13 protein-coding genes and 1 pseudogene are annotated in these 21,884 nt (G+C 71.6%); 10 read left to right on the forward strand and 4 right to left on the reverse strand.

Features of this window, described 5'->3' with window-relative positions; all coding sequences use genetic code 11:
- Positions 1-380: 380 nt before the first annotated feature.
- Positions 381-983: pseudogene (locus tag OG858_RS05160) on the forward strand (SMI1/KNR4 family protein); the annotation flags it as partial.
- 217 nt (positions 984-1,200) lie between these two features.
- Here the strand turns inward: OG858_RS05160 and OG858_RS05165 are convergent.
- Together OG858_RS05165 and OG858_RS05170 are read right to left on the reverse strand one after the other, a co-directional pair.
- Positions 1,201-3,888, reverse strand: a complete 2,688-nt coding sequence (locus OG858_RS05165; RefSeq protein WP_327723309.1) for a LuxR C-terminal-related transcriptional regulator — start codon at positions 3,886-3,888, stop codon at positions 1,201-1,203.
- A 925-nt stretch (positions 3,889-4,813) separates the two neighbouring features.
- A complete protein-coding gene (locus tag OG858_RS05170; RefSeq protein ID WP_319065115.1) occupies positions 4,814-6,526 on the reverse strand; it encodes an IlvD/Edd family dehydratase in 1,713 nt (570 codons plus the stop codon).
- Between the two features lie 49 nt (positions 6,527-6,575).
- Here OG858_RS05170 and OG858_RS05175 point away from each other — a divergent pair, with 49 nt between their 5' ends.
- From OG858_RS05175 to OG858_RS05210, 8 genes are all read left to right on the forward strand, one after another.
- Complete coding sequence (locus OG858_RS05175; protein ID WP_319065114.1) at positions 6,576-7,400, forward strand: IclR family transcriptional regulator; 825 nt, start codon at positions 6,576-6,578, stop codon at positions 7,398-7,400.
- A 52-nt stretch (positions 7,401-7,452) separates the two neighbouring features.
- Positions 7,453-8,475, forward strand: coding sequence for a zinc-dependent alcohol dehydrogenase (locus OG858_RS05180; RefSeq protein WP_319065245.1), 1,023 nt, complete (start codon positions 7,453-7,455; stop codon positions 8,473-8,475).
- A gap of 625 nt (positions 8,476-9,100) precedes the next feature.
- Complete coding sequence (locus tag OG858_RS05185) at positions 9,101-10,225, forward strand: PP2C family protein-serine/threonine phosphatase (RefSeq protein WP_328545109.1); 1,125 nt, start codon at positions 9,101-9,103, stop codon at positions 10,223-10,225.
- Between the two features lie 228 nt (positions 10,226-10,453).
- Entirely contained in the window at positions 10,454-13,744 is a 3,291-nt protein-coding gene (locus tag OG858_RS05190) for a discoidin domain-containing protein (RefSeq protein WP_086748352.1), read from the forward strand.
- Entirely contained in the window at positions 13,741-15,237 is a 1,497-nt protein-coding gene (locus OG858_RS05195) for a family 43 glycosylhydrolase (RefSeq protein WP_086748353.1), read from the forward strand. The genes OG858_RS05190 and OG858_RS05195 overlap by 4 nt, the downstream gene beginning before the upstream one ends.
- A 69-nt stretch (positions 15,238-15,306) precedes the next feature.
- Positions 15,307-16,017 (forward strand): hypothetical protein, encoded by a 711-nt coding sequence (locus OG858_RS05200; protein ID WP_319314795.1) that lies wholly within the window; start codon positions 15,307-15,309, stop codon positions 16,015-16,017.
- 801 nt (positions 16,018-16,818) lie between these two features.
- Positions 16,819-17,478: a GAF and ANTAR domain-containing protein gene (locus OG858_RS05205; RefSeq protein ID WP_086748360.1), complete on the forward strand. Its 660-nt coding sequence runs from the start codon at positions 16,819-16,821 to the stop codon at positions 17,476-17,478.
- Between the two features lie 566 nt (positions 17,479-18,044).
- Positions 18,045-18,215, forward strand: coding sequence for a hypothetical protein (locus tag OG858_RS05210; protein WP_327723313.1), 171 nt, complete (start codon positions 18,045-18,047; stop codon positions 18,213-18,215).
- Between the two features lie 143 nt (positions 18,216-18,358).
- On the opposite strand, the gene OG858_RS05215 is transcribed toward OG858_RS05210, so the two are convergent.
- Entirely contained in the window at positions 18,359-18,922 is a 564-nt protein-coding gene (locus tag OG858_RS05215; RefSeq protein ID WP_086748354.1) for a hemerythrin domain-containing protein, read from the reverse strand.
- A 225-nt stretch (positions 18,923-19,147) separates the two neighbouring features.
- A complete protein-coding gene (locus tag OG858_RS05220) occupies positions 19,148-19,993 on the reverse strand; it encodes a GNAT family N-acetyltransferase (RefSeq protein ID WP_373420806.1) in 846 nt (281 codons plus the stop codon).
- Positions 19,994-20,178: 185 nt separating this feature from the next.
- Between OG858_RS05220 and OG858_RS05225 the strand changes: the two genes are divergently transcribed.
- On the forward strand, positions 20,179-21,873 hold the full coding sequence (locus OG858_RS05225; RefSeq protein ID WP_319262140.1) for a dolichyl-phosphate-mannose--protein mannosyltransferase: 1,695 nt from the start codon (positions 20,179-20,181) through the stop codon (positions 21,871-21,873).
- Positions 21,874-21,884: the final 11 nt, after the last annotated feature.

The following is a 21,884-nucleotide window of genomic DNA, read 5'->3' on the forward strand; positions in this document are numbered from 1 at the left end:
CCCGTCGGCGTCAGAGCGGCAGCGAGCCGCACGACCTGTTCGGCTCCCCGTTCACCGTCGGCCACCCGACGGAAGGGACCTGCTCGTGTCGGCGTGCCCGACGGTGCGACCGCCGCATTCGTCCCGTCCCCGGAACTCGGTGCCTCGCTGCGCAGCACCACGGACGCCAGTCCGAGCGCGTCACCTCACTGCCCTCGTCCGCAGTCGCTAGGTGATCTGCCCCAGCGGGTGGGCACCCCTCCGCCACTCCGGCGGCATGCCCGCCCGCCGACGGTGGGCGGGCATGAACAGCCGAACGGGCCATCGCCCAGGAGGGAGGGGGCCCGTCAGCCTCACCAGACAGCGGAGAGCTGTCAGTGGTGGGTGGAAGCATCGGGCGTATGACGGACACCACGACATTCGACTGGCGGCCCTTCCTGCTCAAATGGAGCGGGGAGTGGGCAGAATCCCTGCCGGACGGCGAGGCGCTGGGCGAGGACGACGAGGCCGCACGACGGGCGCGGTGGCTCGGGTTCCCACCCGCGTCGGAGGAGCGGATCGCAGCCATGGAGGAGCGCCTCGGCCGACGGATGCCCCCGTCGTACCGGGAGTTCCTCGCGGTCAGCGACGGCTGGCGGCACGCGGGCGGGTTCGTGTGGCTGCTGGCGGGGACCGAGGGCGCGCACTGGCACCACAACGAGTCAGGACTCGCGGACATGTTCGAGGAGTACCTGGACGAGGACGCCGGGCCCGAGGAGCGGCTGGAGGCGGACATCTGGCGGCGCGGGCTGCAACTCGACGTCGAATCCGACATCACCCATGTCCTCATGGATCCCGAGGACGTGGATGAGGACGGCGAGTGGGCCGTGTACACATGGGCGAGCTGGCGGGCCGCGCCACCCGAGCGGCACGCGAACTTCCCGGAGTTCATGCGGGAGATGTACCAGGAGTTCCACAGCCTGCGGGCGCACCGGGGCGACGGGGAGCCGGTGCTCGCCGACGACATACAGGACTGACTGTCCACCGCACCGAACCTGCCCACCAAGCAGCCCCCGGGACGATCGAGGCCCGCGGGTGTGCCGCCGTGTCCACGTCGTCGAGTCGGCCCGGGGAACCGTTGGGCGCCGGCCGGGAGGCGACCGTCCGGCGGCGACCGTCCGGCGACCGCCGCCGCCCCAGAGCGCGGCCCGTGCCTCAGGGCAGGGTCGCGGTCAGGTGGGGTCAGAGCAGGCGAAGCTCGCGGGCGCGGCGTACCGCGTCGTTGCGGCGGTTGACGGCCAGTTTCCGGAAGACGCTCTTGAGGTGGGTCTTGACGGTGTTCACCGACACACACAGGTCGGCGGCGATCTCCTCGGTGGACATCATCCGGTCCAGTCGCCGCAGCACATCGCGTTCGCGTCCGCTCAGCTCCTCCACAACCGGCGGCCGGTCCTCCGGCGTCGGCGCCCCGGTGCGCGGCGGCGGCCCGGGGGTGAGCCAGCCGGCCGCGAGACCCCTCAGCGGTGCGGTGTCGAGGACGGGCCGGAGCCACCCACCGGCTTCGGCGAAGGGGCGTCGCAGCCGCTCGCGCCGGGCATCGTGGAGCGCCTGGGCGACGAGCCTGCGCACGGCGGCCGAGTCCCCGACGGCGTGCGCGGCCTCCGCGCGGACCAGCAGGGCCCGCACGGTCACCGCGGGGCCGGTGCGGCTCTCGGGCAGCACCCCGTCCAGCAGGTCGACAGCCGCGCGGGGCGTGCCCGCGGCCAGCCGTGCCCGCGCCTCCCCCACGGCGCACACCGGCTGGTGGCCGGGCACGGCGTGCAGCACTTCGGCCGCCGCCTCGGGCCGGCCTCGGGCGAGGTGGGCGGCGGAGGCGACCAGCGCCGTGTGTCCCTCCGCCCAGGGGGACGCCACGTCGGCGGTCACGGCCGGTTCGGCCGCCGCCAGGGCGGCCCGGGTGTCCCCGTGGGCCAGCAGCAGGCGGGCGGTGGCGAGAGCACGGCCGGCCTCCGTCACCGGGTCCCGCATGGTGGGGTGGGCGCCCGCCGCCGCGTCGAGATGCGCCCGGGCCAGCCGCAGCTCGTCCCGGTCGACGGCCACGGCGGCCAGGACCAGCCGTCCGATGCCGAAGTCGGACGGCTGCGGCAGGCTGTACCGCTCGGCGACCGTCAGTGCCGCCATGGCTTTGCGTTCCGCCCTGCCGAGCCAGCCGTTCAGATAGTCGATGAGGGCCAGCCGGCCGAGGGAGTCCTCGCGCGGCAGTGCCGTCGACGCGTCCCCGGAGCCGTCCGCGACCAGGGACAGGGCGGCACGCGCCTCGTCGAAGTTCCCGGCCCACAGCCGTGCCGACCCCAGGTGGGACAGGAGCAGGGCCGTGAGTTCGGGGTGCTGGTCCAGGAGGTCGGCAGGGACCCGTTCCCACAGTCTCTCGGCCGTCCCGGCCGCCAGCTCCGCCCTTCCGGGTGAGCCGGTCAGCCGGGCCGCCAGCGCCTCCAGCATCAGGCAGCTCAGCCGGGCCGCCGCCGGACCCGGTTCGTCCGCCGCCTCCGCCCGCTCCTCCTCGCCCACCAGACTCCGCTCCGCGTGCCGCAGGTGGGCCAGACCCCGGTCGAGCTCGCACCGGGAGAGCTCACGGGCCGCCCGTACGAGGTTCGCGGCGGGGCTCGTCGCCTCAGGGCCCATACGCGAGAACAACTCGGCGAGGTCGTCGCAGCGCAGGCCCGTGAAGAGCTGACCGATGGCGAGGTCGTCGACGAGGGCGCCGGCGGTGAACTCCCAGTCGCCCGCGGCGGCACCGTGTCCGAGCGTCTCCGCGAGGGTCCCCGAGCGGCGCAGCCACTGGGCGGCCCGCCGGTGGAGTACGGGTTCCAGGCCGGGACGTCGCATCCGCAGATGGGCGCGGAGAATCTCCCCGAAGAGCGGGTGGAGGCGGTACCAGGCGTGCCCGAGGTCCTCGACGAACGCGTTCCCCCGGTGCAGCCCGGCCAGGATGCCCCCGGCGTCGGCGCGCTCCGTCAGCGCGTCCGCCAGCTCGGGGCGGAACCGGTCCAGGACGCTGACCCGCAGGAGGAGGTCCTGTGTCTCGGGGGTCTGTCGTTCGAGCACCTCCGCGAGCAGGAAGTCGGCGACGGCCGTGCGCTCGGCCTCGAAGCGCTTGAGATACGTCTCCGGGTCGGGGCTCTCCCGCGCGGCCAGTGCGCACAGCCGCAGACCGGCCGCCCACCCCCGGGTGCGCTCCACGAGTGCCTCCGCGACGGCCACCGGGAGCCGCAGGCCGTGCTGGCCCAGCAGGACGGCCGCTTCCTCGGGCGTGAAGGCCAGCTCGGCGTTCCTGATCTCCGTCATGTCGCCGGCCGTCCGGTGGCGGTGCAGCGGCAGCAGCGGTTCGGTGCGGGTGACGAGGATCAGGCGCAGGCCCCGCGCCGCGTGGTGCAGCACGAACTCCAGCTGGTCGGCGATCTCCGGATCGGTCACTCGGTCGTACTCGTCGAGCACCACGATCACGGGCCGCTCCCTGGCGCCCAGCTCCGCGGCGAGCCGCGTCAGGAGCGTCCGGTCCACCCGTCCGGCGTCGGCCGGGCAGCCGATCTCGGCCGGCAGCGGCACACCGGCGGCGCGCAGCGTCTGGAGGAAGTACGCCCAGAACATGCCGGGGCCCTGGTCGCCGGCCTCGGCGGTGAGCCAGGCGACCGGCCGATCCCGATGCGCGGCCCAGTCGGCGACCAGCAGGGTCTTGCCGGCACCGGCGGCCCCGTTGACCACGGTCAGCGGGGTCGTCAGGGCCCGGTCGAGGTGGTCGACCAGGCGCTTTCGCCGGAGGAACGTGGCGGGCCGGGCCGGTACGGCGAACCGGGTGCGCAGGAACGGGTCGCCCTGGGGATCGGCCCATGGGACGGCCGGCCCCGAACCCCTCTCCCCGGACCTTGCCATGGCTCTCACCACCACCGGTCGTCCAGAACTCGAGCAGCTCTCGTCCAGCATCAGCATCCCAGCGTTCCTCCGGGACCGCGCGCCGCGTCGCTCTGCGCGCCCGCGATCTCCTCACCTCGCCCAGGCGGGCGTGGCCGAGGCGGGCGGTCGGGGCTCCCGGACCGGGAGCCCCGAGGGCGCCCGGGAGTCGATGGCCCTGCCGGGCACCCTCACGGCGAGCCTGTCCCTCTGACACCCGGTACGGACTTTCTCGCCTGCGCCACGCCACCTCCCCGGGCGCGGCGGGGACAGGCCCCTGTGGTGCCTCCTCGACGACCTTCCAACCCTGGCACGGCCGCCGCCGAGTCTCCCGCATCACTCGATCACCGACCCGGCGCGGCCGCGTCCGGCCCTTGAGAAGATCCAGGTGTCGGGTCCGGCCCATGAGGAGCAGGAAGCCGTCCCGGGCCTGGGCTGTATCGCGGCCCCCGTCCGCGTCGGCGGCGCCGCGGTTGCCGTCCCGCGCTCCCGGTTCGGCCCCGCCCGACCGGCCACGGCGGCACGGACGGCGACCCCGGGCCTGTCACGCGTCCAGTGCCGGGCAGACCGAGGCGCACGCGCGCGCCGAGGGCGGTCAGTACGCGGGCGCCGGGGGGGCCGGTCAGTACACAGACGGCGACCCCGGATCTGTCACGCGTGCTGTGCCGGGCAGGCCGAGGCGTACGCGCGCGCCGAGGGCGGTCAGTAGGCGGGCACGGGGGGGGCCGGTCAGTAGGCGGGCACGGGGGGCCGGTCAGTAGGCGGGCGCCGGGGGTCCGGTCAGTAGGCGGGCGCCGGGGGTCCGGTCGGTACGCGGGCGCCGGGGGGCCGGTCAGTACGCGGGCGCCGGGGGCCGGTCAGTACGCGGGCGCCGGGGGCCGGTCAGTACGCGGGCGCCGGGGGCCGGTCAGTGCGACTCCCGGCTCACCTCGGAGCCGCTGGAGCCGATGAGGAAGTCGAGGTCTGCGCCGGTGTCGGCCTGCAGGACATGGTCGACGTAGAGGCGTTCCCAGCCGCGCCGGGGGGCGGCGAAGCCCTCGACCGTGACCCGGCTCGGCTCCCGGCGGGCGAGTTCGTCGGCGGGTACGTCGACGTCGATGCGGCGGGCCCCGACGTCGAGGGTGATGAAGTCCCCGGTACGCACGAGGGAGAGCGGGCCGCCGGCGGCGGCTTCCGGGGCGACGTGCAGCACAACCGTGCCGTAGGCCGTGCCGCTCATCCGGCCGTCGCAGACGCGGACCATGTCACGGACGCCCTGTTCCAGCAGCTTCTTCGGCAGCGGCATGTTGGCCACCTCGGGCATGCCCGGATAGCCCTTGGGTCCGCATCCGCGAAGGACGAGGACGGAGTCGGCGTCGACATCCAGGTCGGGGTCGTCGATGCGGGCACGGAAGTCCTCGATGGAGTCGAAGACGACGGCCCGGCCCCGGTGGCGCAGCAGCTGCGGGGAGGCGGCGGCCGGTTTGACGAGCGCGCCGTCGGGGGCGAGGTTGCCGCGCAGTACGGCGATGCCGCCCTCGGCGACCAGCGGTTCGGAGCGCGGGCGGATGACCTCGGCATCCCAGACGGTGGCGTCGTCGAGGTGGTCGACCAACGGCTCACCGGTGACGGTCAGCGCGTCGGGGTCGAGCAGGTCACGGACCTCGCGCAGGACGGCGAGCAGCCCTCCGGCGCGGTGGAGGTCCTCCATGAGGAAGCGCCCGGCCGGCTGGAGGTCCACGAGGACCGGCACCCGGGAGCCGACGCGGTCGAAGTCGTCGAGGGTGAGGTCGATGCCCAGGCGGCCGGCGATCGCCAGGAGATGGACGACCGCGTTGGTCGAACCGCCGATCGCGGCCAGAGCCACGATCGCGTTGTGGAAGGACGCCCTGGTCAGGAAGGTGCCCGGCCGGCGGTCCGCGCCCACCATGTCCACGGCCAGCCGACCGGTGCGGTGCGCGGCTTCGAGGAGCCGGCTGTCGGGCGCGGGTGTGCCCGCCACACCGGGAAGCACCGTGCCCAGCGCCTCGGCGACCAGCGCCATCGTCGACGCCGTCCCCATGGTGTTGCAGTGCCCCCGGCTGCGGATCATCGCCGATTCGGAGCGGGTGAACTGCTCCTGGGAGAGCGTTCCCGCCCGTACCTCCTCCGACAGCTGCCACACCCCGGTGCCGCAGCCCAGGAGGCCGCCGCGGAAGGTGCCGTTGAGCATCGGCCCGCCGGGGACCACGATCGCGGGCAGGTCCACCGACGCGGCGGCCATCAGCAGCGACGGGATCGTCTTGTCGCAGCCGCCGAGGAGGACGACCCCGTCGACGGGGTTGGCCCGCAGCATCTCCTCCGTGGCCATCGCGGCCATGTTCCGCCAGAGCATGGCGGTGGGCCGCACGTTCGTCTCGCCCAGCGACACCACCGGTAGGTCCAGCGGTATGCCGCCCGCCTCGTACACACCGTTGCGCACCGAGGCCGCGACCTCGTCCAGATGCGCGTTGCACGGGGTCAGGTCCGAGGCGGTGTTGGCGATGGCGATCTGCGGCCGGCCGGTGAAGGCGTCGCCCGGCACACCCCGCCGCATCCACGCCCGGTGGATGTAGGCGTTGCGGTCCTGTCCCCCGTACCACTGCGCACTGCGGAGCGTCACCCTCAGCCCTTTCCGGCAATCGGTACGGCGGTCTACAGTCTGGAACGCGATGAAGCATACGCAGCCGTACGAGGGATCGACAGACCTCGGTGAGGGCTCCCCGACGAGCGCCGGGGACAACCGACTTGTGGGGTCGGACCGGGTGCTGGCGGTTCTGAGAGAACTGGCCCGGTATCCCGACGGGGTGGGTCTCGACGAGCTGACCCGGGTGATCGGCAGTCCCAAGCCGACCGTGCACCGGGCACTCGGCGCGTTGCGCCGGGCCGGGCTGGCCGAGCAGGACGCGGGCAGCCGCTATGTGCTCGGCGACGAGTTCCTGCGCATGGCCTTCGCCCACCACGAGGCGCGGCCCGAGCACATCCGGGTCCGCCCGGTGCTCGAAGCGCTGGCGCACCGGTTCGGGGAGACCGCGCACTATGCGGTGCTCGACGGCCATGAGGTCGTCCACCGCGCCAAGGTCGACCCTCCGACCGGAGCCGTCCGGCTGACGTCGACGATCGGCGGGCGCAACCCCGCCCACCGCACCGCCGTCGGAAAGCTGCTGCTCAGCGCGCGGTTGGGCACCCTGGAGGAGGTCGAGGCGTGGAAGGGCGGCTCCCCCCTGGAGCGTCGTACGCCGCGGACGCCGTACACGGCCGACGATCTGCACCGCGAGCTGCGGGCCACCCGCGCGCGGGGCTACGGCGTCGACGAGCAGGAGAACGAGACCGGGGTCAACTGCCTCGCCCTGCCCGTGTTCCTCACCTCACCGACGGCCCCCTCCGGAGCGGTGAGCGTCAGCGCGCTGGCCTACCGGACACCCCTGGCGACCCTGGTCGACGCGCTCGACGAGATCCGCGCGCTCCTCGGTCGCCTCGGCGAGCCGCACCGGTGACACACGAGCCGAAGCTCCCCGACCCGCTCCCGGAGACCGACCCGTGAACACCATGCGCTCGTTCGTCCTCACCGCCCCCGGCACGTACGAGGTCCAGGAACTCCCGGCGCCGGTGGCCGGGGCCGGCGAAGTCGTCGTCGACGTCGAGCGGGCCGGGGTGTGCGGCACCGACATGGAGTTCTTCACCGGCACGATGGCCTACCTCCACCAGGGGCACGCCTCCTACCCGATGCGGCTCGGCCACGAGTGGGCGGGGCGGGTGTCGGCGGTCGGCGGCGGTGTCGACCCCGGCTGGGTCGGGCGACGCGTCATGGGCGACACCATGCTCGGCTGCGGGGGCTGTCGTCGCTGCCTCCGAGGCGACCAGCACGTGTGCGAGCGGCGCCGGGAGGTCGGCATCCGCGGGGGCCATGCGGGAGCCCTGGCCGAGCGGCTCGCCGTGCCGGCCTCCTCCCTGCACGCCCTGCCCGACTCCGTGGACGCGGTGCTCGGCGCGCTCGTGGAGCCGGGCGGCAACGCGCTGCGTGCCGCGGAGGCCGCCGCGACCCGGCCGGGGGACCGCGCCCTGGTCCTGGGGCCGGGGACGATCGGGCTGCTGGTCGCGCTGTTCCTCCGCGCCGCCGGTGCGGAGGTCCACCTGATGGGCCAGAACGCCGGTTCCCTCGACTTCGCCCGCGGCCTGGGCTTCGCGCACACCTGGACGGAGGACTCCCTCCCGGACCTCCCCTTCGACGCCGTCGTCGACGCCACGAACGCCGCCCATCTGCCGGGCGCCGCCCTGGAGTCGGTGGAACCCGGGGGCCGCGTCGTGTACATCGGGCTGGCCGCCGAGCCCAGCCGGATCGACACCCGCACGCTCGTCCTCAAGGACGTCACGGCAGTCGGCGTCCTCTCCGCCTCCCCGGGCCTCGACGCCACCATCCGCGCCTACGCCACCGGCACGGTCGACCCCCGACCGCTGGTCGCCGCCACGGTGGGCCTCGACGAGGCCGGCCCGGTGCTCGCGGGTGAACGCCCGGCCGGGGCCGGCGGCGGGCCGAAGATCCACGTCGACCCCGGCCGACGAGCCCTCTGAAGCTCGGCGGGCCGACAGGGCTGAGCCCGACGACCCCTCAGAGGCTGAGCAGGACGGCTTTCGATCGGCCGACTCGGCAGGCCCTCGGAAGCCCGGCTCGGCAGGCCCCCCTTGTCGGCTCGGCAGACCTCCGCGGGTCGGCCCGGCAGACCTCCTCAGATCGGCTGAGCAGGCCCTCGGAAGGCCGGCTGTGCTCACCCACTCAGGCTCCTGGGCCCGCCAGAACCTCCCCGCGTCGGCCCGGCGGGCCTTGGCGGGGCGGCCCGGCGCAGACACCCGCAGTTCGGCTCGACAGACCGTGAAAGATCAGCCCGGCAGACCTCCTCAGATCGGCTGAGCAGGCCCTCGGAAGGCCGGCTGTGCTCACCCACTCAGGCTCCTGGGCCCGCCAGAACCTCCCCAGCGTCGGCCCGGCGGGCCTTGGCGGGGCGGCCCGGCACAGACACCCGCAGTTCGGCTCGACAGACCGTGGAAGGTCGGCGCGGCGCACCCCCGCGGACTCCGCTCGGCAGCCTTCGGGAAGTCGGCTCGGCGCCTCCGCGAGCCCGGATCGGCGGGGCGCCTCCCGCACCTGACCGGGCCCGGCTTACCGTACGGGGAGATCACGATCTGCCCGGGAGTTCGCATGGCCGGTAGCCGCCGGAAGAGACCAGCCGAGGCCTTCGAGGCCATCGAGCCGCCGGGCAACGCCGAACTGGTCCTCGGCGTACTGGCGGTGACGGCCCTGGTGGAGGCGCTCGGGGTGCTGTCCGGGTCCGATGTGTGGCTCCTCGGGCTGCTGGTGTTCCTGCCGGGGACGGCGTCGGCGCTGTGCACCGTCCAGCAGACGGCGTTCGTCGCCGCGTGGACCACGCTCGTCGTCACCGCCACGGCGGTGGTGCGCAACGTCGACGCGGACCGCTGGATCGACCGGCTCCTGCTGGTCCTGCTCACCCTCACCCTGGGCGTGGCCTCGGTCTACGCCTGTCAGCGGCGGATCAGGCGCGAGCACGAGATGCTGCGGCTGCGGTCCACGGCCGCGGCCATGCAGCGACACATCCTGCACCCCCTGCCCCTGCTCACCGACGACGTCCTGGTCAACGGGATCTACGAGCCCCTCCAGGAGGACCGGCTCGTCGGCGGCGACATCTACGACGTCGTCGCCTCGCCCTGGGGGACCCGGGTGCTGATCGGCGACGTCCAGGGCAAGGGACTGGCCGCCGTGGGCGCGGCGTTCGCCGTCATCGGCGCCTTCCGCGAGGCCGCCCACCGCGAGCCCACGCTCACCGCGCTCGTCGACGCCCTGGACGCGGCCGTCGTCCGGCACAACTCCTACGCCGAGAACACCGGTGACGACGAACGCTTCGTCACCGCCCTCGTCCTCGGCATCGACGCGAACGGCGAGGAGGTGCAGGCCGTCAACTGCGGCCACATCCTGCCGCATGTGATGCACGAGGGTACGGTCACCACGGCCGAACTGGACTCCGGCGTCCCCTTGGGTCTCGCCGAGCTGGCGCTCGAACCGACGACCGTGGGCTGGTTCCCGTTCCCGGACGGCGCGACGCTGCTGCTGAGCACCGACGGCCTCACCGAGACCCGCGCCGCCGACGGCACGTTCTACCCGGTCGAGGATCGCCTCGCCAAGCATCTCGACCTCTCCCCCACCGACCTGCCCCGGGCCCTGTACGAGGACGCCGGCGCGTACGCGGGCAGCGGCGGCCGGCACGACGACGTCGCCGTCCTGACGGTCCGCCGGTCACCGCGTCACTGAACGAGTACCGAAAAGGGTTTCCGCGGAACGCGGCGGGCGTGAGTCGACGCCCGTGTGCCCTGAACCGATCGACCCACGAACTCGCCTCTCTTCCGCCTCCCTTGACACTTCAACAGCCCGCTTCTACGTTGCGAAAACCTTTTAGGTTGTTTTCCGCACTCCCCCGGTTCACGAACGTCGGTGCCATCGCGAGCGAACGCGTGTTGTCAACGGGACAGGGAGCATCCGATGAGAAGACCGCACGTCCTCCTGGTACGACGCCGGCGCACGAGGTGCCTCCTCGCCGCCCTGGCGCTGAGCGCATGTTCCGTCGTCGCCGCTCCCCCGGCCGCCGCGGCGCAGACCATCGGGTTCCCCACTTTCGGCGGGCCCGCGATCCCGGCACCACCCGTGGCGCACACACCCGGCGACATGATGAAGGCCATCTACGACGCGGAGAGCTCGGGGACCGACTTCTGGATGGACCGCCTGCTGGCCCGCTCCGGCAACGATCCCGCCGGGCCCTGGCTGATGAGCCGCGGGCGGGCGCTCTTCATGAAGGAGCACAACCCCGCCCAGCTCGGTTTCGGCGGCAAGGCCGCCTACTGGGAGAGCATCAACGACAGCAGCGCCTACACCGTCGCGCTCACTCCGGGGACCTTCACCGAGCAGGTCGCCCAGCGGCGGCAGACACCCAGCCACTGGAAGAGCGTCCACACCAGCGGCTCGGTCACGGTGGACCAGACGAAGTTCATCACCGACAACAACGTCGCCGTGACCAATCTGTCCATCAAGAACAACGGTTCCGGTTCCACGACGCTGCAACTGCGGGCGACCTCGCCGTACGCCACCACCGGCACCGGAAGCGAACTGACCGGCCAGGTCAACGCCTTCAACAACCTCACGACCCTCCGCCCCCGCCTCACCGGCGACGGCTTCGCCGTCTCCGGCGGCGGGCTCAACCGGTCCGTGACGATCGCGGCCGGCGCCACCGTGACGGCCAAGGTGGTCATGGGCTTCGTCACCGACGAGATCCCCCAGTCGCTGACCGAGTACAACACCTACGCGGGATACTCACCGGCGACCGCGTTCGCCACCCACGTCAAGGCCTACAACCTGTGGTGGGCACAGAACGTGCCGTACATCGACGTGCCCGAACCGGCGATCAAGAAGAACATCTACTACCGCTGGTGGCTGATGCGCTTCAACAGCCTCGACGCGGACATCCCCGGGCAGACCTTCCAGTTCCCGACCTCCACCGAGGGCGTCCTCGGCTACAACAACGCGATCGCGCTCACCCAGCCGATGCACATCGACGACCTCAAGTACCTGCGCAACCCGGCCTACGCGTACGGGGACTGGCTGAGCGTGGGCCAGACCTCCAAGGGCGGCCGTTTCCTCGACAACCCCGGTGATCCGGAGAACTGGTCCAACAGCTACACCCAGTACATCGCCGAGGCGGCCTGGAAGAGCTACCAGATCCATGGCGGCCAGCCGGGCATCGCCGCCAACCTGGCCCGCTACGCCGAGGGCGACGTCAAGGGACAGCTCGCGCACTACGACCACGACAACAACAAGCTCATCGAGTACGACTGGGGCGCCCTGACCGGCAACGACGCCGACGCCGTCTCCTTCCACTGGAAGCCCGGCAACATGGACCGCGCCGAGTCCGCCTACCAGTACAGCGGCGCGCTCGCCGCCGCCCAGGCCTACGAGGCGATCGGCAACACGGCCAAGGCCACCGAGATGCGCACGCTGGCGACACAGATCAAGGACGCGATCGTCAACGTGCTGTGGAACCCCGGCCGGCAGCTGTTCGAGCACCGGTTGAAGTCGACGAACGAGTGGGTGCCCTGGAAGGAGATCAACAACTACTACCCCTTCTCCGTCGGCGCCGTCCCCAACACCGCGACGTACCGGCAGGCCCTGCGGCTGTACGACGACCCGGCCCAGTATCCGATCTTCCCCTTCTACACGGCCAACCAGGTCGACAAGCAGGCGGCGGCCGACGCCGGGGAGCCGGGCTCCAACAACTTCTCCACGATCAACTCGACCGTGCAGTTCCGCCTGTACTCGTCGGTGTTGCGCAACTACCCCAACTCCTGGATGAACGCGACCGACTACAAGAAGCTCCTCTACTGGAACACCTGGGCGCAGTACGTCGGCGGCAACACCCAGTGGCCCGATGCCAACGAGTTCTGGGCGGACTGGAACGGCAGCTCCGTCAACTACCGCTCCTGGATCCACCACAACATCCTCGGCAGCAGCAACTGGACGGTCATCGAGGACGTGGCCGGGCTGCGGCCCCGCAACGACGCGAAGGTCGAGCTGTCCCCGATCGACATCGGCTGGAGCCACTTCACCGTCAACAACCTCCGCTACCGGGGTGCCGACCTGTCCGTCGTCTGGGACGACCCGGCCGACGGGGTGGTGCGTTACCCGGGCATCCCGGAGGGCTACTCGGTCTACGTCAACGGCGACCGGGTCGCCACCGTCGGCTCGCTGGTGCCCCTGACCTGGGACCCGGCCACGGGTGACGTCACCACGAGCGGCACGGTCACCCATCACAGCGCCAAGTCCGGGCTCAAGACCCCCGGCCAGGTCGTGCAGGACAGCCCGCAGATGGTCGACATGCTCGCCAAGGCCGGCGTCGACCTGACCGCCGACCTCACCAATCTCGCCGCAGGCGCGACCGTGTCCGCCTCCCACACCGGTTCCGGCAGCAACGTCTCGGGCGCGGTCGACGGCTACCCCACCAACGAACCGTTCTGGGGCGCGGGCGGCTCCACCAACAGCCAGGACTGGTACGAGCTGAACTTCGGCACCACCCGCACGCTCAACGAGGTCCGGCTGCACTTCAAGGACAGCCGCCCGGCGAACACCACCTACCGGGCGCCGTCCGCGTACACGATCCAGTACCACAACGGCAGTTCGTGGGTGAACGCACCCGACCAGACGAAGAGTCCGGTGGCGCCACGGGCCAACTACAACCGGGTGCAGTTCCCGGCGATCAGCGCCCAGCGCATCCGGGTCCTGGCCACCAACGCCTCCGGCGCGAAGACGGGCCTCACGGAGGTCAAGGTGTTCAATCGGGGCGGGGTCCAGCCGCCGGGCAACCTGGCTACGTCGGCCACGGCGTCGGCGTCGTACACCTCCTCCTGGGAGAGTGTCGCCGCCGTCAACGACGGGATCGATCCGCCGTCGTCCAACGACACCGTGAACCCGCGCTGGGGGACCTGGCCTGAGACGGGCCAGCAGTGGGCCGAGCTGACCTGGCCGTCCGCGAAGACCCTGAACAAGGCCGAGGTGTACTTCTTCGACGACGACCAGGGCATCGACATGCCCGCCTCGTGGAAACTCCAGTACTGGAACGGCAGCGCGTACGTCGATGTGCCGGGAGCCGGGTCCTACCCCCTGGCCAAGAACCAGTACAACACCGTCACCTTCAACGCCACGAGCACCACCCGGCTACGGGTGCTGCTCACCGGCAACGGCACGAACTCCGTCGGACTCCTCGAAGCAAAGGTGTACGGACCGTGACTCGTTCCAGATTCCTGTCCGCGTTCTTCGCGTCGGTCACCATGGCGGTCGCCTTCCTGGTGGCACCGCAGCCCGCTGCCGCCGCAGTCGCCTTCACCTCGACAGGGGTGAACCAGAACGGCGGCAACTGCCTCGATCTGCCCGGAAGTTCGACAACCAACGGCACACAGCTGCGCGCCTTCGCCTGCGGCGGCGGGGCCAACCAGAGCCTGAGTTTCACACCGGTGTCGGGGACGACCGACACCTATACGATCACCACCCAGTCCGGGCAGTGCGTCGACGTGTACGGCGCCTCCACGGCGGACAACGCCGCGGTCATCCAGTGGCCCTGCCACGGCGCGGCCAACCAGCAGTGGCGGCTCGCACCGGTGTCGGTCGCCGGCACGGACAGGACCTTCAACCTGGTCTCCGTCGGCTCGGGCAAGTGCGTCGCGCCGAGCGGCGGTTCGTCGGCCTCGAACACCAACCTGGTGCAGCTGCCGTGCGCCACCGCGAACGGCAGGGTGTGGCGGATGCCCGGCTTCACCGGCGGCGGCACGACCCCGAAGACGTTCACCAACCCGCTGGCCCAGCGCGGCCCCGACCCGTGGCTGACGTACTACGACGGCTTCTACTACCTCGCCACCACGACGTGGAACTCGACGGTCACCATGCGCAGGTCGAGCACCCTGGCGGGGCTTGCCACGGCCGGCGAACAAGTGGTCTTCAACCTGACCCGGCCCAACGGGGCCGGCACGATGTGGGCCCCGGAGTTCCATCTCCTCGACGGCCCCAACGGCAAGCGCTGGTACTTCTACTACACGGCCGGCCGGGAGCCGTACGACCTGGGCACCCAGCGGATCCACGTCCTGGAGAGCGCCGGGCTGGACCCCATGGGCCCGTACAGCTTCAAGGCCGACCTGCTCGACCCGACGCAGGACAACACCTGGGAGCTGGACCCCGGCATCCTGCAGCTCAACGGTCAGCTGTACCTCCTGGGCACGTTCTACAACGGCTCGCAGCCCATGTTCATCCGCCCGCTGTCGAACCCGTGGACCGCGAGCGGCACCCGCCGTGTGCTCTCCACGCCGACCTACAGCTGGGAGACGGTGGGCGGCGCGGTCAACGAGGGTGCCGAGGTCCTGCAACGGGGCGGCAAGACCTTCATCGTCTACTCGGCCAGCCACTGCTCGACGCCCGACTACAAGCTCGGCATGCTCACCTACAACGGCGGTGATCCGCTCAACTCCTCCTCGTGGGTCAAGTCCCCCAACCCGGTCTTCCAGCGGTCCAACGCCAACGGCGTCTACGGGCCCGGCCACAACGGGTTCTTCAAGTCACCCGACGGTACCGAGGACTGGATGGTCTACCACGCCAACAACTCCGCCTCCGGCGGCTGCGACATGAACCGGTCGACCAGGGCGCAGAAGTTCACCTGGAACGCCGACGGCACCCCGAACTTCGGCACCCCGGTCTCCCTCGGCGTCACCTTGACCGCGCCGTCGGGCGAATAGTCATACGGTTTCCCTCCCGATCGTCCCAAACCGCTTGCCCGGCGCGGGCCCCCTGCCCATCCTCGAGCGGTGATTGATGAGCAGGAGCAAGCCGGACCCGACCTCCCGACGACACTGCGCAAGCTGGTCGACGAACTGGGCCGGGTCCGGGTGCTCGGGCTGCTGCGGCTGCACGAGGCGGAGTTGGAGACGCTGCACGCGTGCGTCGCGGGCCGGTCGCCCGGCGCGGAGGCAGTCGCACCGGGCGAGCGTGGGGAGCCGGAGGCCGTCGAGCGCCTGCTGCACACCGTGGTGCTGGGCCTCGACGGGGAACTGATGCGCGACGCGGCCCTCCACTCGTTCGGGTTCGCCCCCGGTACCCGCGACCTGTCGGGCAAGGAACGCCGGGAGCGGGCGGCCCATGTCTACCGCGTCGGGGCGGAGTGCTTCCGCAAGCACCAGGAGAAGCCGATGCTCCAGCAGATGGCCAGAGCCGTCATGAACTTCGAGGGCCACGAGCCGGGGCCCGTCCCGGGCTCCCGGAAGAGTTCCGGGAGGAGTTCCCGGGGGAGTGCCGTCTCCCCCGTCCGAGCGGGACGTCATGTGTTACGAGCCGCCTTCGCCCACGGGGACGTCCTGCTCACTCTGCACATGGCACCCATCGAGCTGCACGGGCGTGGACGTCCTGGTCTCCTCGGAGAACATCTACTTCGAGATGTCGAAGACGTTCGGCCGCACGGTCTCCGGCAGCCTGCGGCGGGCCGGGGCCACGAAGGACACCGTCGGCCGCATCACGGATGACGTGATAGCACGGCAACTCGCGGACTGGGTACGCAGGTTCGGGGTGCCAGGACTTCCCGTCGCGGCGGGCACGGTCGCCGTCACCTCACCGGGCGCCCTGTCGGCGCAGGGGGTGCGGCGGATCCTCCACGCGGCGGTCGCCACACCCTCGGCGACGGGCGACGGGTACGAGACCGCGCCCGCGGCCGTCGCGGCGAAACCGTGCGGCGCGTCTTCCAACTCGCGGCGGCCCCGGAACGCGGTGAGGTCCGTGTACGGGTCGGCGACGATTCCGGTGACCCGGGGTGTCAATGTGAGTACCTGGGGCGTCAGTCCTGGACGAGCTGATCGGCCAGGCGAGGGGCCTGGCCAGTAGCGTGCCGTAGGGCGCCGCATGACCAACCCTTCCGTACGACTCGGACAAACAGCGACGGCCCGGCGTGGAGGAACAGAGCCGGCGCTGTCTGCTGCCTCAAGGCGACCGCAAGGGCCCGGAGTTCCACCGCGACGCCGCCGAACAGGCCTCCGACGCCGACTCCAGCTGCACGGTCGGCGAGGTCATCGCCGTGACCGGCGGATTCGTCGACACCCGATGCCCTCTTCACCGCGGCGAAGGACTCCCCGCTGCGCGACAGCGGCACGGGATCGGCCACGGTCCCGTGAACGCGGCGGTCACGGTCGTCTCATCGCGAGGCTCACATGCAAGGCTGGCACGAGAAATTTCCGGATGAGGACTTTCCGGATGAGGACTTTCCGGTTGAGGACTTTCCGGACGAAGACGAAGCGGAGGACGGTGTGGACTGGGATCTGTTCGCACAGCAGATGGCGTCGATGGCGCGGGATCTCCTGGCACAGCATTCGGTGGCCTCCACACTGGAGCGGATCACCGCCTCGGCCACCGAGCTGGTGGAGGGCTGCGACGCGGCCGGCATTCTCGTCCTGCACGGCACGACGGTGGAGTCGCTGGCCCCCACCGACCAGCTGGTGGTCGCCAGCGACCGGCTGCAGGAACGGCTGCGGGAGGGACCGTGCTTCGACGCCGCCCGCAGCTCGCTGGGAGAGAGGGTGTTCCGCATCCCCGACCTGTCCCGCGAGGAGCCGCGCTGGCCGGCCTACGCCCCGCAGTCCCGCCGTCTCGGCGTGGGCAGCATGATGGGCTTCCTGCTGTTCACCGAGGAGGAGGACCTCGGAGCCCTGAACCTCTACTCCCGGGCTCCGGGCGCGTTCACCGAGGTCAGCGAGCTGGCCGGCTGGCTGCTGGCCTCGCACGCGGCGGTCGCCTTCTCCAGCGCCCGCACGCACGCCCAGATGGAGCAGGCCGTCGCCACCCGTCATGCGATCGGCGAGGCCATGGGCATCCTCATGGGCAGCCACCACCTCAGCGAGGAGAAGGCTTTCGACGTGCTGCGCCGCTATTCGCAGGAACACAACATCAAGCTTCGTGAGGTCGCCCGTCGGATCTGCGAGCGGGGCACTCTCTGACGATGTCGAAGGACGGATCGTCGAAGGACGGATCCTCGAAGTACGGATCGTCGAGGGACGGCTCCTCCGGCACGTAGTCAGAACCAGAGAAGCCTGGCAGGGCCGACCCCCAGGGGAACGCCGTCGAACCCGGCCTACACACCAAGTCCCCCAACGTCCGCTCCCCACACCTCACCAGCCCGGTTCGCCGCGACGCGTCGTCCGTCGGCACGCTCGTGCCCGCCGGTTCGGCCGTGCCGACCAGCCACCCGCAAGGCTCACAGATCGCTGACCGGCGCCCGTAGACGCGGTGAAAGCCCTGGTCAGCAACTACACGTCGCCGTCGCCGACGTCAGTGGCGACCCCCGGGGCGACCGGCTTGGCTGGGCGCGGACGCCGTCTTCGGGCGGCCCGCCGCGCAGGGGCCCGTCGAGGAGGCGGTGCCGCGGCTGCCGGGGTAGCCGTCTGTCACCGCCGTTTACGCCCTCGGTCGCCGGGAACCCGGTGGGCGCACACGAAGAAGCTGAAGAAGCCGTTGCGAAAGCCGTCGGCGAAGCGGCTCGGGTCCGGAAGGAAGATGAGATGTCGTGAGCACGCACACCGTCGGGAAACTCGTCGTCCGCGAGAGCGGCTGGGCCAAGTCCCGGCGCCGGAGCGGGAAGGGTGTGCGTATGTGTCTTCCCGCCCTCAGGGACGGCACCGGCCCCCGCACGGCGGAGGCCGAGGCGGAGGCGCACATCGTCAGGGGTGACGACTGACGTCCAGATCCGCGGGCATGCCTCAGTGAAGGGGCCGGCCGGGACAGCCTCGCCTGTCCCGGCCGGCCCCTTCGCCCGTCCGAGACCGCTCCCGGTCGGGGGTACGGCCACGGCGGAACGGGAAGCCCGCCCGGTACGAGGAGTCAGCCGTCCTTTCCCCGGCCGGTCAGCGCGTCGCGCATCCGGTCGACGAGGCCCATGCCGGGGGCGAGCAGCTTGTTGGCCGGAGGAGTGTCCGGGGCCGCCGGGTGAGGCCGGGTCGGGGCCGTCTTCTTGGCCTTGCGGACCTTCTCACCGAGGCTGTTCAGGGCGTCGGCCGAACAGGACGCGCGCAGCCGGGGGAAGAGGTTGTCCTCCTCGTCCTGGATGTGGGACCTGATCTCGTTCATCAGCTGGGCGATCAGCAGGTCGAAGTCCGGGTCGTCGGCCTCGCACCGTTCCAGGGCCTTCAGGGTGCGCTCGGCCTCGGCGTGGTCCTCCAGTTCCCGGTCGGCGATCGCGTCACCTTCCGGGATGTGCTCCCGGACCGCCGGGTAGAGGTACGCCTCCTCGGCGACCGAGTGACGCACCAGCTCGATGGTGACCTTGTCCACGCATTCCTTGCGCCGGGGGTCCCCTGAGGGCAGCGCCTCGATCTCGCCGAACATCTCCTCCACTTCCCCGTGGTCCGTGGTCAGTTCCGCGATGACGTCTCCGCCGTGTCCCATGTCCTTCGCTCCTCTCCTGAGTGCAACGCATCCGCATCCGCATCCGTACCCGTCGGCCCGGCCGGCCTTGCGGCGCGCTCCCGAGTACCCGCGAACGGCCCAGCCACGCGACCCTCCGACCTGGGTGATCTCCAGGTCCTGGAGGACGGGAAGAGGGCACGGGGTGGGGTCTGTCGGTGCGGCGCGACGTCCACCAGGGTCGTGCCCCTGCGGAGCGATCGACGCCTACGACCGCGCGGGCTGGTCGGCGATCAGAAGGGTGCAGCCGACGGGGCGGAAGCCCAGGCGGGTGTAGATACGGGCGACGGTGTCGTCCGCATAGGCGAGGAAGACGGTGCGCACTCCGTGGTCGCGGGCGTGGCCGACCAGGGCGGCCGTGACGGCGGCGGCCAAGCCCCGGCGGCGGGCCGTGGGAAGGGTGCCGATGCCGCCGATCTCGGTGGTGCCGTCCACCGGGTGGTAGTGGCCGACGGCCAGCGGCGTACCGTCCGGGCCGACGGCTACGACGAGCACCTTGTGCCCGGCACGGACACTGGGGCGGACCGCCGCCACGGTGCCGTCCCCGGTCAGCACCTCGGCCACCGCCGACAGCTCCGCCCGCCCCGCCGCACCCACCGCGACGCCCTCGGCGGCGAAGGCCAGCCGCGGCAGAGCGAGGGCGGCGGGCAGGGCGGGGTCGTCGGCTGTCAGCGCACGGACCGTCACACCGTCCGGCAGCGGTCGCGGGTCGACCGGGTGATGCGGATCCAGTGCCATCAACGGGCGTTCGAGGACCGGGAGACCGCAGGCCTCGATCCCGGTTCGCAGTGTCGGCGCCGACTCGGCCAGCCACTCGAACGCTTCCGGCACACCGAGTTCGCGCTGCCGGGCCCGCACGCGCGCGATGTCGGCGGCCGTGACCGTCGAGCCGCACCCCGCAGCGGGTTGGGCGTGGCCGGGCCCGCCGTAGTAGGGGGCGCCCGGCTCCTTCCGCACGAACAGGCGCAGCGGGCCGAACTCCTCGACGTCGGCGAACAGCAGTGGCACGGTGGCGTAGTACCGCTCGATACGGGCCCGCAGTGTCTCGCTCATGCGACGCATCCCACCACGGGGCGGTGCCTCGCACCGACGAATTCGGCCTCCGGCCGAACTCCGGGTGGGCGGCAGGCGATCGACCGGCTTCGGTGTGGCCCTGCTAGCCTCCGGGCGTCCCCGGACTCGGCCGGACGATCACCGGCACCGCACCGCCCGCACGCTCAAAGGACTTCTTCACCGCGATGCTCCACGGCACCCGTTCGACGACGGCGCCCACCGGCTGGACCGACCGTCTGCGCCTGTTCGGGTACGCCGGACGCCCCCGGAGCGACATCCGTGAACGCCTGGTCCCGCCCTTCCCGGAGCCGGGCACCGGGCTCTGGGAACGTGTGGGGTTCGGCCCGGTGGCGGCGTACCGCGTCGTGAAGGCGATGGACTGGCTGGGGCCGCTGCTCGTCGCCCTGCTGGCCGGAACGATTCGCTTCTGGCGCCTCGACCGGCCGCACGAACTCGCCTTCGACGAGACCTATTACGCCAAGGACGCATGGTCCCTGCTGCGGCTCGGCTACGAGGGCACCTGGCCGGACCGCAAGGTCGCCGACCCGCAGGTCCTGGGCGACCCGCAGGTGATCCCGCTCTCCGACACCGGGAGCTTCGTCGCGCATCCGCCGACGGGCAAGTGGGTGATCGCCGTCGGTGAGTGGATGTTCGGCCTCGACCCGTTCGGCTGGCGCTTCATGACGGCCGTCCTGGGCACGCTGTCGGTACTGATGCTGTGCCGCATTGGACGCCGCCTGTTCCGTTCGACGTTCCTCGGCTGTCTGGCCGGCGCGCTGCTGGCGGTGGACGGCCTGCACTACGTGATGAGCCGCACCGCTCTGCTCGACCTGGTCGTCATGTTCTTCGTACTGGCCGCCTTCGGGTGCCTGCTGATCGACCGGGACCACGCGCGGGGGCGGCTCGCGGCGGCGTTGCCGGTGGGCGGGGACGGACACGTCGGCCCTGACAGGGACACCGGCGACCGCGCGGGGACGGGATGGCGTCCCTGGCGGCTCGCGGCCGGCGTCTGTCTGGGTCTGGCCGCCTCGACCAAGTGGAACGGCCTGTACTTCCTGGCCTTCTTCATGGTCCTGACCGTGCTGTGGGACGTCGGCGCCCGCCGCGTGGCGGGGGCAAGCCACCCGTACCGAGCGGTGCTCCGCAAGGACCTCGGCCGGTCGGTGGTGTCCCTCGTCCCGGTCGCCGTGGTGACCTATGTGGCGACGTGGACGGGATGGTTCCTGTCCGACGACGGCTACGGGCGCCACTGGGCGGACGGCCGTGGCGGCACCTGGTCGTGGATACCTGCACCGCTGCGCAGTCTGTGGCACTACGAGTACGGCGTGTACCAGTTCAACGTGGGACTGGACACGTTCCACAAGTACGAGTCGAATCCGTGGAGTTGGCTGGTTCTCGGCCGTCCCGTGCTGTTCTCCTACCAGTCGCCCGAACCCGGGGAGGCCGGCTGCCACGCGATCACCGGCTGCTCGCAGGCGATCCTCGCCCTGGGCACGCCGATGCTGTGGTGGTCGGCGTGCTGCGCCCTGGTCTATCTGCTCTTCCGGTGGGCCCTGCGCCGCGACTGGCGCGCGGGCGCCGTGCTGTGCGCCGTGGGCGCGGGGTATCTGCCGTGGTTCATGTACCAGGACCGCACGACTTTCTCCTTCTACGCCGTCGTCTTCGTGCCGTACCTGTGTCTGGCCGTGGCGATGACGCTGGGCGCGCTGCTGGGCCCCCCGGGTGCGAGCGCCGAGCGCCGCACCCGGGGGGCGGTGGCGGCGGGCACGCTCGTCCTGCTCGTCGCCTGGAACTTCATCCACTTCTTCCCCGTCTACACGGGGGACACGATCCCGTATCCCGACTGGCAGATCCGCATGTGGCTCGACACCTGGATCTGACTCGGCACCCG

This window comes from Streptomyces europaeiscabiei (genome assembly GCF_036346855.1).
Taxonomy (GTDB): domain Bacteria; phylum Actinomycetota; class Actinomycetes; order Streptomycetales; family Streptomycetaceae; genus Streptomyces; species Streptomyces europaeiscabiei.